Annotated in this window: 24 protein-coding genes and 1 pseudogene; all 25 read right to left on the reverse strand. The window is 65.1% G+C overall.

Annotated elements, in window-relative coordinates; genetic code table 11:
- Positions 1 to 4: 4 nt before the first annotated feature.
- Complete coding sequence (rpsK, locus tag ABS41_RS11265) at positions 5 to 394, reverse strand: 30S ribosomal protein S11 (RefSeq protein WP_034225593.1); 390 nt, start codon at positions 392 to 394, stop codon at positions 5 to 7.
- Positions 395 to 406: 12 nt separating this feature from the next.
- A complete protein-coding gene (gene rpsM, locus ABS41_RS11270) occupies positions 407 to 763 on the reverse strand; it encodes a 30S ribosomal protein S13 (RefSeq protein WP_106990018.1) in 357 nt (118 codons plus the stop codon).
- A gap of 248 nt (positions 764 to 1,011) precedes the next feature.
- Positions 1,012 to 2,388: a preprotein translocase subunit SecY gene (secY, locus tag ABS41_RS11275; RefSeq protein ID WP_290594526.1), complete on the reverse strand. Its 1,377-nt coding sequence runs from the start codon at positions 2,386 to 2,388 to the stop codon at positions 1,012 to 1,014.
- 4 nt (positions 2,389 to 2,392) lie between these two features.
- Positions 2,393 to 2,830, reverse strand: a complete 438-nt coding sequence (rplO, locus tag ABS41_RS11280; protein WP_290594528.1) for a 50S ribosomal protein L15 — start codon at positions 2,828 to 2,830, stop codon at positions 2,393 to 2,395.
- A gap of 20 nt (positions 2,831 to 2,850) precedes the next feature.
- Positions 2,851 to 3,033 (reverse strand): 50S ribosomal protein L30, encoded by a 183-nt coding sequence (gene rpmD / locus ABS41_RS11285; protein ID WP_106990015.1) that lies wholly within the window; start codon positions 3,031 to 3,033, stop codon positions 2,851 to 2,853.
- On the reverse strand, positions 3,026 to 3,547 hold the full coding sequence (rpsE, locus tag ABS41_RS11290) for a 30S ribosomal protein S5 (protein ID WP_290594530.1): 522 nt from the start codon (positions 3,545 to 3,547) through the stop codon (positions 3,026 to 3,028). The genes rpmD and rpsE overlap by 8 nt, the downstream gene beginning before the upstream one ends.
- 81 nt (positions 3,548 to 3,628) lie before the next feature.
- Positions 3,629 to 3,982 carry a 50S ribosomal protein L18 gene (rplR, locus tag ABS41_RS11295; protein WP_290594531.1) on the reverse strand — a complete coding sequence of 118 codons (354 nt, stop codon included), beginning with the start codon at positions 3,980 to 3,982 and terminating at the stop codon, positions 3,629 to 3,631.
- A gap of 32 nt (positions 3,983 to 4,014) precedes the next feature.
- Positions 4,015 to 4,542: a 50S ribosomal protein L6 gene (gene rplF, locus ABS41_RS11300; RefSeq protein ID WP_290594532.1), complete on the reverse strand. Its 528-nt coding sequence runs from the start codon at positions 4,540 to 4,542 to the stop codon at positions 4,015 to 4,017.
- A gap of 12 nt (positions 4,543 to 4,554) precedes the next feature.
- Complete coding sequence (gene rpsH, locus ABS41_RS11305) at positions 4,555 to 4,950, reverse strand: 30S ribosomal protein S8 (RefSeq protein WP_290594534.1); 396 nt, start codon at positions 4,948 to 4,950, stop codon at positions 4,555 to 4,557.
- Positions 4,951 to 5,023: 73 nt separating this feature from the next.
- Entirely contained in the window at positions 5,024 to 5,329 is a 306-nt protein-coding gene (rpsN, locus tag ABS41_RS11310) for a 30S ribosomal protein S14 (protein WP_290594535.1), read from the reverse strand.
- A 16-nt stretch (positions 5,330 to 5,345) separates the two neighbouring features.
- On the reverse strand, positions 5,346 to 5,885 hold the full coding sequence (gene rplE, locus ABS41_RS11315; RefSeq protein WP_290594537.1) for a 50S ribosomal protein L5: 540 nt from the start codon (positions 5,883 to 5,885) through the stop codon (positions 5,346 to 5,348).
- 11 nt (positions 5,886 to 5,896) lie between these two features.
- Positions 5,897 to 6,211, reverse strand: a complete 315-nt coding sequence (rplX, locus tag ABS41_RS11320; protein WP_290594538.1) for a 50S ribosomal protein L24 — start codon at positions 6,209 to 6,211, stop codon at positions 5,897 to 5,899.
- Positions 6,212 to 6,225: 14 nt separating this feature from the next.
- Positions 6,226 to 6,594, reverse strand: coding sequence for a 50S ribosomal protein L14 (gene rplN / locus ABS41_RS11325; protein WP_026815607.1), 369 nt, complete (start codon positions 6,592 to 6,594; stop codon positions 6,226 to 6,228).
- A 13-nt stretch (positions 6,595 to 6,607) separates the two neighbouring features.
- Positions 6,608 to 6,871, reverse strand: coding sequence for a 30S ribosomal protein S17 (gene rpsQ / locus ABS41_RS11330; RefSeq protein WP_290594539.1), 264 nt, complete (start codon positions 6,869 to 6,871; stop codon positions 6,608 to 6,610).
- A 9-nt stretch (positions 6,872 to 6,880) separates the two neighbouring features.
- Positions 6,881 to 7,066, reverse strand: coding sequence for a 50S ribosomal protein L29 (gene rpmC / locus ABS41_RS11335; RefSeq protein ID WP_290594540.1), 186 nt, complete (start codon positions 7,064 to 7,066; stop codon positions 6,881 to 6,883).
- A 1-nt stretch (position 7,067) separates the two neighbouring features.
- Positions 7,068 to 7,481 carry a 50S ribosomal protein L16 gene (rplP, locus tag ABS41_RS11340; RefSeq protein WP_290594542.1) on the reverse strand — a complete coding sequence of 138 codons (414 nt, stop codon included), beginning with the start codon at positions 7,479 to 7,481 and terminating at the stop codon, positions 7,068 to 7,070.
- 6 nt (positions 7,482 to 7,487) lie between these two features.
- Positions 7,488 to 8,189 carry a 30S ribosomal protein S3 gene (gene rpsC / locus ABS41_RS11345; protein WP_290594543.1) on the reverse strand — a complete coding sequence of 234 codons (702 nt, stop codon included), beginning with the start codon at positions 8,187 to 8,189 and terminating at the stop codon, positions 7,488 to 7,490.
- 16 nt (positions 8,190 to 8,205) lie between these two features.
- A complete protein-coding gene (gene rplV, locus ABS41_RS11350; protein ID WP_290594544.1) occupies positions 8,206 to 8,541 on the reverse strand; it encodes a 50S ribosomal protein L22 in 336 nt (111 codons plus the stop codon).
- An 11-nt stretch (positions 8,542 to 8,552) separates the two neighbouring features.
- Positions 8,553 to 8,822 (reverse strand): 30S ribosomal protein S19, encoded by a 270-nt coding sequence (gene rpsS, locus ABS41_RS11355; protein ID WP_290594545.1) that lies wholly within the window; start codon positions 8,820 to 8,822, stop codon positions 8,553 to 8,555.
- Positions 8,823 to 8,828: 6 nt separating this feature from the next.
- Positions 8,829 to 9,656, reverse strand: a complete 828-nt coding sequence (rplB, locus tag ABS41_RS11360) for a 50S ribosomal protein L2 (RefSeq protein WP_290594546.1) — start codon at positions 9,654 to 9,656, stop codon at positions 8,829 to 8,831.
- An 11-nt stretch (positions 9,657 to 9,667) separates the two neighbouring features.
- Positions 9,668 to 9,964: a 50S ribosomal protein L23 gene (rplW, locus tag ABS41_RS11365; RefSeq protein ID WP_290594548.1), complete on the reverse strand. Its 297-nt coding sequence runs from the start codon at positions 9,962 to 9,964 to the stop codon at positions 9,668 to 9,670.
- Complete coding sequence (gene rplD / locus ABS41_RS11370; RefSeq protein WP_290594549.1) at positions 9,961 to 10,563, reverse strand: 50S ribosomal protein L4; 603 nt, start codon at positions 10,561 to 10,563, stop codon at positions 9,961 to 9,963. The genes rplW and rplD overlap by 4 nt, the downstream gene beginning before the upstream one ends.
- 11 nt (positions 10,564 to 10,574) lie before the next feature.
- A complete protein-coding gene (gene rplC, locus ABS41_RS11375; protein ID WP_290594550.1) occupies positions 10,575 to 11,222 on the reverse strand; it encodes a 50S ribosomal protein L3 in 648 nt (215 codons plus the stop codon).
- Positions 11,223 to 11,232: 10 nt separating this feature from the next.
- Complete coding sequence (gene rpsJ / locus ABS41_RS11380; protein WP_022968186.1) at positions 11,233 to 11,544, reverse strand: 30S ribosomal protein S10; 312 nt, start codon at positions 11,542 to 11,544, stop codon at positions 11,233 to 11,235.
- A gap of 250 nt (positions 11,545 to 11,794) precedes the next feature.
- Positions 11,795 to 11,893: pseudogene (locus ABS41_RS11385) on the reverse strand (elongation factor Tu); the annotation flags it as partial.

Consider the following 11,893-nt stretch of genomic DNA (forward strand, 5'->3'; position numbering starts at 1 on the left):
CCCGTTAGACGCGGCGCTTCTTCGGCGGCCGGCACCCGTTGTGCGGGATCGGGGTGACGTCGATGATGTTGGTGATCTTGTAGCCGCAGGCATTGAGCGAACGCACGGCCGACTCGCGGCCCGGGCCGGGGCCCTTGATGCGGACTTCCAGCGTCTTCACGCCGTACTCGAGCGCGACCTTGCCAGCCTTCTCCGCGGCCACCTGGGCGGCGAACGGGGTCGACTTGCGGGAGCCGCGGAAACCCGCGCCGCCCGAGGTCGCCCACGACAGCGCATTGCCCTGGCGGTCGGTGATGGTGACGATGGTGTTGTTGAAAGAAGCGTGGACGTGGGCGATGCCGTCGGTGACGACACGCTTGATCTTCTTCTTGGTCTTGGTTGCCGGCTTGTTCATGGGGCCAGGTCCTTACTTCTTGATGGCTTTGCGCGGACCCTTGCGGGTGCGGGCATTGGTGCGGGTGCGCTGGCCGCGCATCGGCAGGCCGCGACGATGGCGCAGGCCGCGGTAGCAGCCCAGGTCCATCAGACGCTTGATCGACATGCCGACCTCACGACGGAGGTCACCCTCGACCGTGTACTTGGCCACCTCGGCGCGGATGCGCTCGATTTCAGGCTCCGACAGGTCCCGGATCTTGGTGGACGGGGCGACGCCAGCCGCCTCGCAAACGAGCTTCGACCGGGTACGGCCGATGCCAAAGATACTCTGCAGGCCCACCCAGACATGCTTCTGGACAGGCAGGTTGACACCCGCGATGCGCGCCATCAGGCGATCTCCAAACTAAAATTGAGCGCAGTGAATCGGAAATAATACATTAGCTCGGGGTTAAATTGTAGTCCCCGGGGCCAAAGGCCCCCGGAACCCGGCATGGGGAGTGTGCCCATGCTCCGGCGACGGTCCGGCCCTTGCCCTGCCCTTCCGGGCCGGGCGCCCCGCGCTACTCCAGCGCAGGGACGGGGGCTGGACCATCCGCGCGCCAAGCTGCCGCGCGGACCGCCCATTGTGCGTGGCTCTCAGCCGCGGGTCAGACCGCCGCGGGAGCCACCCTTCAAATTGGCCTTCTTCATCAGGCCCTCGTACTGGTGCGACATCAGGTGCGCCTGCACCTGGGCGGTGAAGTCCATCACCACCACGACGACGATCAGCAGCGAGGTGCCACCGAAGTAGAACGGCACCGACCAGAAGGCGCGGATCACCTCCGGCAGGAGGCAGACCAGGACCAGGTAGATCGAGCCGATCATGGTCAGGCGGGTCAGCACGCCGTCGATGTACTCGGCGGTGGCCTTGCCCGGCCGGATGCCCGGCACCAGGGCGCCGGACTTCTTGAGGTTGTCGGCGGTCTCCTGGCTGTTGAACACCAGGGCCGTGTAGAAGAACGCAAAGCCCATGATCATGCCGCCGTAGAGCAGCATGTGCAGCGGCTCGCTCGGGGCGAGCGCCTGGCTGAGGTTCTGCAGGAACAGGTTGAGCTGGTCGCGCCACCCTTCGCCGGTCGGCGCCGAACCACCCTGGCCGAACCACTGCACCATGGTCGCCGGGAACATGATCAGGCTCGAGGCGAAGATCGCCGGGATCACGCCGGCCATGTTGAGCTTGAGCGGCAGGTGCGAGCTCTGGTTCATGTAGGCCTGGCGGCCACCCTGGCGACGGGCGTAGTTCACGGTGATGCGGCGCTGGCCGCGCTCCATGAACACCACGAAGTAGGTGACGCCCAGGACCAGCAGCAGGATGACCAGGATCGCGAAGCCGCTGAGCTCGCCGCTGGCGACCTGCTGGAAGGTGCCGATGACGGCGCCCGGCAGGCTGGCCACGATGCCGGCGAAGATGATCAGCGAAATGCCGTTGCCGACGCCGCGCTCGGTGATCTGCTCGCCAAGCCACATCAGGAAGATGGTGCCGGCGGTGAGGGCGACGATGGCCGTGAGCACGAAGCCAATGCCCGGGGCGTACACGACGCCCGGCTGCTGCTGCAGCATGGAGGCGATCGATCCGGCCTGGACGATGGCCAGGAACACCGCGCCGATGCGCGAGTACTGGGTGAGCTTGCGGCGACCGCTCTCGCCTTCCTTCTTCATCGCCTTCCAGGGCTCGTAGATCTGGCCCATGAGCTGCACGATGATCGAGGACGAGATGTACGGGATGACGTTGAGCGCGAACAGGCTGAACCGGTTCAGGGCGCCACCGGAGAACATGTTGAACATGTCCACGATGGTGCCCTGCTGGCTCTCCATCAGCTCCAGCATCCGCTGCGGATCGATGCCCGGCACCGGGATGTAGCTGCCGATGCGATAGACGATCAGCGCCAGGACAACGAAGACCAGGCGCTGGCGGAGCTCGGTGAACTTACCGAGCCCACCCAGGGCTGCTGCAGCGGAAGGGGTCTGGGCCAAGGCTTTACTCCGTCACGCTGCCGCCGGCCGCCTCGATGGCGGCCTTCGCGCCGGCCGTGGCCAGCACGCCCTTGAGCACGAACTTCTTGGTCAGTTCGCCCTTCTTGACGACCTTCGCCTGCTTGGCGGTCGACGGCACCAGCTTGGCGGCGCGCAGCGCGGCGAAATCGATCTCGCCGGCCTCGAGCTTGTCGAGCTGGTACAGCAGCACCTCGGCGGTGTCCTTCTTCATCTGCGAGCGGAAGCCGATCTTCGGCAGGCGACGCTGCATGGGCATCTGGCCGCCTTCGAAGCCGGCCTTGATCTTGCCCTTGCCGGTGCGGGCAAAGGAACCCTTGTGGCCGCGACCGGCGGTCTTGCCGAGGCCGGAGCCGATACCACGACCAACGCGGACGCGATCCTTGCGGGCGCCGTCGGCGGGCTTGAGAGAATTAAGCTTCATATGGGTTCTCCGCGGGGCGCTCAGGACTCGACGCGCACCAGGTAATGCACTTGGTTGATCAGGCCGCGGACGGACGGGGAGTCCTTGAGCTCGCGGACATCATTGACCTTGTTCAGGCCGAGGGCGCGGACCGAAACGCGGTGGCGCTCCTGGCAGCCGCGCAGGCCCTTGACCAGGCGGACTTTGACGGTCTTCTCAGCCATTGAGGATCTCCTCGAGCTTCTTGCCGCGCTTGGCGGCGATGCGGGCCGGCGACTGGGTCGCGGCCAGGCCCTTGACGGTGGCGCGCACGAGGTTGATCGGGTTGCGGGAACCGACGGCCTTGGCCAGAACGTTCTTCACGCCCACCGCCTCGAGCACGGCGCGCATGGCGCCGCCGGCGATCACGCCGGTACCCTCGGAAGCCGGCTGCATGTAGACACGCGCGGCGCCGTGGTTGGCCTTGACCGGGTGGAACAGGGTGCCGTTGTCGAGGTCGACGGAGACCATCGCCTTGCGGGCGTACTCCATCGACTTCTGGATGGCCACCGGGACTTCGCGGGCCTTGCCGTAGCCGAAGCCGACCTTGCCGGCACCGTCGCCGACGACGGTCAGGGCGGTGAAGGTGAACTGGCGACCGCCCTTGACGGTCTTGGACACGCGGTTCACGGCGACCAGCTTCTCGATGAAGCCGTCGTCGCTCTCCTCGCGATTGCGATTGCGATCGTTGCTGCTCATTTTGGTTCCTGGGTTTGCTTACGGCCTATGGCCGCTTATGGTTGTGGTGTGTAGCTGGAAAACCAAGCCCGGCCAGCGGGCTTAGAACTGCAGGCCACCCTCGCGGGCGGCATCGGCCAGCGCCTTGACGCGGCCGTGGTAGCGGTAACCAGAACGGTCGAAGGCAACCTTGTCGATGCCCGCGGCCAGCGCCTTGGCGGCGATGGCGCGGCCAACCTTCGCGGCGGCCTCGAGGTTCTTGGTGCCCTTCAGGCCGTCCTTGACGTCGGACTCGACGGTGGAGGCCGAAGCCAGCACCTTCGAACCGTCGGCCGTGAACAGCTGGGCGTAGATGTGCTGGCCCGTGCGCAGCACGGACAGGCGGGCGACGCCCAGCTTGCGGATGTGCGAGCGGGTGGTCTTGGCGCGACGGAGGCGGGCGGTGTTCTTGTCCATGGTCTTTTACCTTTGGGAAGCTGAAGCGCCTATCAGGCCTTCTTGGCTTCCTTCATGATGATCTTCTCGCCGGAATAGCGGATGCCCTTGCCCTTGTACGGCTCAGGCTTGCGGAAGGCGCGGATCTTGGCCGCGACCTCGCCCACCAGCTGCTTGTCGGCGCCCGAAACCAGAACTTCGGTCTGGGTCGGGGTGGCCAGGGTGATGCCTTCCGGGGCCACGAACACGACCGGGTGCGAGAAGCCCAGGCTCAGGTTCAGGTCCTTGCCCGCCATCGAGGCGCGGTAACCCACGCCGACGAGTTCGAGCTTGCGGGTGAAGCCCTCGGACACGCCGGTGACCATGTTGGCCAGGATGGCGCGGGCGGTGCCGGCCATCGGGATGTTGGCGGCCTCGGCGGCGGAGAGCTGCAGCACGCCGTTCTCGACCTTGAAGTCGACGCCGGCGGGCTTGGCCAGGCTCAGGGTGCCCTTCGGGCCCTTGACGGTGACCTGGTCGTTGGAAACATTGAACTCGACGCCCTTGGGCAGGGCAATCGGCTTCTTGGCAACGCGGGACATGGGTGCGTCTCCTTAGGCCACGAGGCAGATGACTTCGCCGCCCACGCCCGCAGCGCGGGCCTGGCGATCGGTCATCAGACCCTTCGAAGTGGAGATGATGGCGACGCCGAGGCCGGCGAGCACCTTCGGCAGGTCGTCCTTGCCCTTGTACTGGCGCAGGCCCGAACGGGAGACGCGCTCGAGGCGCTCGATCACCGGCTTGCCTTCGTAGTACTTCAGGGAGATTTCCAGCTTGGCCTTGGCGCCCTCGCCGCTCACGCGGAAGTCGCCGATGTAACCCTCGGACTTCAGCACGTTGGCGATGGCCAGCTTCATCTTGGAGGCAGGCATGGAAACCTGCGGCTTGCCAACGGCCAGCGCGTTCTTGATGCGCACCAGCATGTCGGCGATGGGATCAGTCATGCTCATTTTCTATTACCTTGTTTCCAGGTGTTGGGAGCACCGATATCCGCGAGCCCCCCGCGACGCGGGGGACAGGCGATTACCAGCTGGCCTTGCGCAGGCCGGGCACGTCGCCACGCATGGTGGCCTCGCGCAGCTTGTTGCGGCCGAGGCCGAACTTCTTGTACACGCCGCGCGAGCGGCCGGTCAGCTCGCAGCGGTTGCGCACGCGGCTCGCGCTGGAGTCGCGGGGCAGCTTCTGCAGCTTCGCCGAGGCATCCATCTTCTCCTCGTAGGAGGCGGTGGTGCTGGCGAGGACCTTCTTCAGTTCCTGGCGCTTGTTGGCGTACTTGGCGACAAGCTTCTTGCGCTTGATGTCGCGGTTCACCATCGACGTCTTGGCCATGATTCGTTTCCTTGGATCAGTTACGGAACGGGAAGTTGAAGGCCTCGAGCAGCGCCTTGGCTTCCTCGTTGGTCTTCGCCGTGGTGGTGATGGCGATGTCCATGCCGCGCATGGCGTCGACGGCGTCGAAGTCGATCTCCGGGAAGATGATCTGCTCCTTGACGCCCATGTTGTAGTTGCCACGGCCGTCGAACGAACGCGGCGACACGCCGCGGAAGTCGCGGACGCGCGGCAGCGAGACGTTGATCAGGCGGTCGAGGAACTCGAACATCTTCGCGCGGCGCAGGGTGACCTTGCAGCCGATCGGCCAGCCGTCACGGATCTTGAAGCTGGCCACCGAAACGCGGGCGTTGGTGGTGATCGGCTTCTGGCCGGCGATCTTGGTCATGTCGGCGACGGCATTTTCCAGGATCTTCTTGTTGCCCACCGCCTCGCCCACGCCCATGTTCAGCGTGATCTTGGTGATGCGGGGCACCTGCATGATGTTCTCGTAGCCGAACTTCTCGACGAGCTTCGGTACGACGTTGTCCTTGTAAAACTTCTCAAGCCGGGTCATGGCATCATTCCTCAGGCGTCGATCGCCTCACCGCTCGAGCGGAACACACGCACTTTGCGTCCATCCTCGAGCACCTTGAAACCAATGCGCTCACCCTTGCCCGAGGCCTGGTTGAACAGCATCACGTTGGAAATATGGATCGGCGCCTCGCGCTCGACGATGCCGCCGGCGACGTTCGCCTGCGGATTCGGCTTGGTGTGGCGCTTGATGATGTTGACGTTCTGGACGACGACCTTGTCGCCGGCCACGCGCACAACCTCACCCTTCTTGCCCTTGTCGGCGCCGGCGATGATGATCACCTGGTCGCCCTTGCGAATACGGTTCATGTCTGTTCCTTCCCTCAGATCACTTCGGGAGCGAGCGACACGATCTTCATGAACTTCTCCGAACGAAGCTCACGGGTCACGGGCCCGAAGATGCGGGTGCCGATCGGCTCCTGCTTGTTGTTGAGCAGGACGGCCGCGTTGCCGTCGAAGCGGATCAGCGAGCCATCCGGGCGACGGACGCCCGAGCGGGTGCGGACCACGACGGCGTCGTAGACCTCGCCCTTCTTGACCTTGCCGCGCGGGATCGCGTCCTTGACGGTGACCTTGATGATGTCGCCGATGTGGGCGTAACGGCGCTTGGAGCCGCCCAGCACCTTGATGCACATCATTTCCTTGGCGCCGGAGTTGTCGGCGGCCTCGAGGTAGCTCTGTACCTGGATCATTTCCCTGGCCTCCTTACTTCACGGCGCGCGTGATGACTTCCACCACGCGCCAGTTCTTGGACTTCGACAGCGGGCGGCACTCGGCGACGCGGACGACATCGCCTTCGTTGCAGGCGTTGTCCTCGTCGTGGGCGTGCAGCTTGGTCGAACGCTTGATGTACTTGCCGTACAGGGCGTGCTTGACCTGGCGCTCCACGAGCACGGTGACGGTCTTGTTCATCTTGTTGCTGACGACGCGGCCTTCGACCGTGCGCAGCTGGTTGGCATTATCGCTCATGGCTCGCCCTTACTTCTTCTGGGTCAGCAGGGTCATCGTCTGCGCGATTTCGCGACGGACCCGCTTGATGTTGTGGGGCTGGCCCAGCTGCCCAGTCGCCTTCTGCATGCGCAGGGCGAACTGTTCCTTGTGCAGGTCCAGCAGGTGGGCCTTCAGCTCGGCCTCAGACTTCGAACGCAGTTCCTTGAGTTCCATATCAGCGCACCGTCCGGGTCACGAAAGTGGTGGTGACCGAGAGCTTCGCGGCCGCCAGGCGGAACGCCTCGCGAGCGGTCGCTTCGTCAACGCCCTCGATCTCGTAAATCATGCGGCCGGGGGCGATCTGGGCCACCCAGTACTCGACGTTGCCCTTACCGGCGCCCATTCGGACTTCGATCGGCTTCTTGGTGATCGGCTTGTCCGGGAACACGCGGATCCACATCTTGCCGCCACGCTTGACGTAACGGCTGATCGAACGACGGGCAGCCTCGATCTGGCGCGCGGTCAGCTGGCCGTGCGAGGTGGCCTTGAGGCCGTACTCACCGAAGCTGACAGCCGAGCCGTTCCAGCTCAGGCCGTCGTTGCGGCCCTTGAAGACCTTGCGGTACTTGGTTCGCTTGGGTTGCAGCATGGCGGATTACCTCGCTTCCTTGGCCGGACGGGACGGGCGCTCGCTGCGCTCTTCCGCCTTTTCCTGGCCGACCTGGCTGAAGTCAAAGACCTCGCCCTTGTAGACCCACACCTTGACGCCGATGATGCCGTAGGTGGTGGACGCCTCGGCGAAGCCGTAGTCGATGTCGGCGCGGAGGGTGTGCAGGGGCACGCGGCCCTCGCGGTACCACTCCGAACGCGCGATCTCGGCGCCGTTGAGGCGGCCGGCGACGTTGACCTTGATGCCCAGGGCACCCAGGCGCATCGCGTTGCCCACGGCGCGCTTCATGGCGCGGCGGAACATGATGCGGCGCTCGAGCTGCTGCGCGATCGACTCGGCCACCAGCTGGGCGTCGAGCTCCGGCTTGCGGACCTCGGAGACATTGATGTGCGCCGGGACGCCCATGATGTCCGAGACTTCCTTGCGCAGCTTCTCGATGTCCTCACCGCGCTTGCCGATCACCACGCCCGGGCGGGCCGAGTGGATGGTGACGCGGGCGCTCTTGGAGGGGCGCTCGATCAGGATCTTGGAGATGCCCGCCTGGGCGAGCTTCTTGCGCAGCATCTCGCGGACCTTCAGGTCCGAGGTGAGGTACTGGGCGTAGTCGCGCTTGTTGGCGAACCACTTGGAATTCCAGTCCTTGGCGATGCCGAGGCGGATTCCGGTCGGATGAACTTTGTGACCCATATTCGTCGTCCCTGCCTTACTTGCCCGAGCCCACGACCACAGTGATGTGGCTCGTACGCTTGAGGATGCGGGTGCCGCGGCCCTTGGCGCGGGCCATGAAGCGCTTCAGGACCGGGCCCTCGTCGACCATGACGGTCGCGACCTTGAGCTCGTCGATGTCAGCGCCGAGGTTGTTTTCGGCGTTGGAAATGGCCGAATACAGGACCTTGCCGATGAGGTGGGCGGCCTTCTTGTCCGAGAACTTCAGGAGCTCATGGGCGCGCGAGGCGTCCATGCCGCGGATCTGGTCGGCGACCAGGCGGGCCTTCTGCGGAGAGATGCGGGCCGTGCGGAGGATGGCTTTGGCTTCCATAGTCATGCTCCTTACTTCGACTTCTTGTCGCCGCCGTGACCCTTGAAGGTCCGGGTGAGGGCGAACTCGCCGAGCTTGTGGCCCACCATGTTCTCGTTCACGAGCACGGGGATGTGGACCTTGCCGTTGTGGATGGCAATGGTCAGACCCACCATGTCGGGCGAGATCATGGAACGACGCGACCAGGTCTTGATCGGCTTCTTGCTGCTGCCCTGCGCGGCCTCCACCTTCTTGACGAGGTGGTGGTCGATGAAGGGACCCTTCTTAAGAGAACGTGCCATGGCCTATCAACCCCTGCGATCGCGCACGATGAACTTCTGGGTGCGCTTGTTCTTGCGCGTCTTGTAACCCTTCGACGGCGTGCCCCACGGGGACACCGGATGCGGGTTACCCTGGCCCGAGCGGCCCTCGCCACCACCGTGCGGGTGGTCGACCGGGTTCATGGCGGCGCCACGCACGGTCGGCTTGATGCCGCGCCAGCGCTTCGCGCCCGCCTTGCCCAGCTTCTCGAGGTTGTGCTCGACATTGCCGACTTCGCCGATGGTGGCGCGGCAGTCGGCCGGCACCTTGCGCATCTCGCCGGAGCGGAGGCGCAGGGTGGCGTAGCCGCCGTCGCGGGAGATCAGCTGGGCGCCGGCGCCAGCGGCGCGGGCCAGCTGGGCACCCTTGCCCGGCTTCATCTCGATGCAATGCACGGTCGAACCCACCGGCATGTTGCGCAGCGGCAGGCTGTTGCCGGTCTTGATCGGCGCGTCCTTGCCGGCGATCACCTGGTCGCCCTGGGCCAGGCCCTTGGGAGCGATGATGTAACGGCGCTCACCGTCGGCATAGCACAGCAGCGCGATGTGCGCGGTGCGGTTCGGATCGTACTCCACGCGCTCGACGCGGGCCGGGATGCCCTCCTTGTCGCGCTTGAAGTCGATGATGCGGTAATGCTGCTTGTGGCCACCGCCGATGTGGCGGGTGGTGATGCGGCCGTAGTTGTTGCGGCCGCCGCTCTTGCTCTTCTTCTCGACCAGCGATTCCAGCGGGCCGCCCTTGTGCAGGCCGGCGGTGGAGACGCGCACCATGGCGCGGCGGCCAGGCGAGGTCGGCTTGAAAGTCTGTAGTGCCATGGGTTCCTACCTCAGGCCTTGGCCATCACGTCGATCGACTGGCCTTCGGCCAGGCGAACGTATGCCTTGCGCCAGTCGCCACGACGGCCGGCGCGGTTGCGGAAGGTCTTCTGCTTGCCCTTCACGTTCACCACGTTGACCGCCTCGACCTTGACGCTGAAAAGCGACTCGACGGCGGACTTGACGTCGGCCTTCGTCGCGGTCTGCGCAACTTCGAAAACATACTGGTTGCTCTGCTCCTGGATCCGCGCGGTCTTTTCGGACACACGCGGGGCGCGCAGGACGCCGAGGATCTTGATGTTGCTCATGCCAGCCACTCCTCGACCTTCTTGACCGCTTCGGCGGTCATGATCACGTTCTCGGCACCGACCAGGGCGACCGGGTCGAGACCCTGCACGTCGCGCACTTCCACGTAGGGAAGGTTGCGGGCGGCCAGGTACAGCGACTCCGAGGCGTCCTCGGTGACGATCAGCGGACGGCCAGCGTCCATCTCGGCCAGCTTGGAGATCAGCAGCTTGGTCTTCGGCTCGGCGACGTCGAAGGACTCGACGACCTTGAGGCGACCCTGGCGGTTGAGCTCCGAGATGATCGCGCAGATGGCGGCGCGGTACATCTTGCGGTTGACCTTCTGGGCGAAGCTGCGCGGCTTGGCGGCGAACGACACGCCACCGCCGACGAAGATCGGGGCGCGGTAGTCGCCGTGACGCGCACCGCCGCCCTTCTGCTTCTTGAACTTCTTGGTGGTGCCCGAGACTTCCGAGCGGGTCAGCTGGGCCTTGGTGCCAGAGCGGCCGGCGTTGCGGAACGCAACAACCACCTGGTGCACCAGGTCCTCGCTGAACTCGCGGCCGAAGACGGCGTCGGAAACCGACAGCGCCTTACCGCTTCCAATAACGGCGAGTTCCATTATCTAACTCCTCAACCTTTGCTCGCGGGGCGGACGACCACGTCGCCACCCGGCGCACCCGGGACGGAACCCTTCACAGCGATCAGGCCGCGCTCGGCGTCCACCTTGACCACTTCCAGGTTCTGCATGCTCTGGTTCTCGGCACCCATGTGGCCGGCCATCTTCTTGCCCGGGAACACGCGGCCCGGCGTCTGGCGCTGGCCGATGGAACCCGGCGAGCGGTGCGACAGCGAGTTACCGTGGGTGGCGTCGCCCATGCGGAAGTTGTGGCGCTTGATCGTGCCCTGGAAGCCCTTGCCCTTGGTCACGCCGGCGACGTCGACCAGCTGGCCGACCGAGAAGATGTCGGCCTTGATCTCGGCGCCGACCTCGAAGTTGCCGGCATCCTTGTCCTCGATGCGGAACTCCCACAGGCCACGACCGGCCTCGACCTTCGCCTTGGCGAAGTGGCCCGAGAGCGGCTTGTTGACCAGGGCGGCGCGCTTGGCGCCGGCGGTGACCTGCACGGCGGTGTAGCCGTCGGTCTCCACGGTCTTGATCTGGGTGATGCGGTTGGGGCTGGCTTCGATCAGCGTCACCGGGATGGAGCGGCCATCCTCGGTGAAAAGGCGGCTCATGCCAGCCTTGCGGCCCACGATTCCAATGTTTTTGGTCGTCATGGCGGTTGCCTCAGGTCAGCTTGATCTGGACATCGACGCCGGCCGCGAGCTCGAGCTTCATGAGCGCGTCAACGGTCTTGTCATTGGGGTCAACGATGTCCAGCACGCGCTTGTGGGTGCGGGTCTCGTACTGGTCGCGCGCGTCCTTGTCGACGTGCGGCGACACCAGCACGGTGTAGCGTTCGATCTTGGTCGGCAGCGGGATCGGGCCGCGCACCTGCGCGCCGGTCCGCTTGGCCGTCTCCACGATTTCGGAAGCCGAGCGATCAATCAGGCGATGATCGTAGGCCTTGAGCCGAATCCGGATCTTCTGGTCCGCCATGGCGATGTCCTTGAATACGGTAAAGAGCGTCGGACCCAGGGGCCTGGGGCCCTGGATCCCGTTGAAAACAAACTCGGCGGACCAGTTCTGGTCCACCGAGCCAAAAAGTATAGCTTGTGTTAAACCGGCCTGTCAAACAGGCGATTTAGACACCAGCTCCGCCCGTCCTGGGCGCGAACACGAGGGGCATCCTGCCCCTCATTTCGTATGTTGGCTGCCCCCTGAGGGGAGCGAGCCGCGAACTATACGCTTACTTGATGATCTTGGCAACCACGCCGGCGCCGACGGTGCGGCCGCCCTCGCGGATGGCGAAACGCAGGCCCTCGTCCATCGCGATCGGGGCGATCAG

Origin of the sequence: Arenimonas sp. SCN 70-307, assembly GCF_001724815.1 — a bacterium.
Classification (GTDB): domain Bacteria; phylum Pseudomonadota; class Gammaproteobacteria; order Xanthomonadales; family Xanthomonadaceae; genus Arenimonas.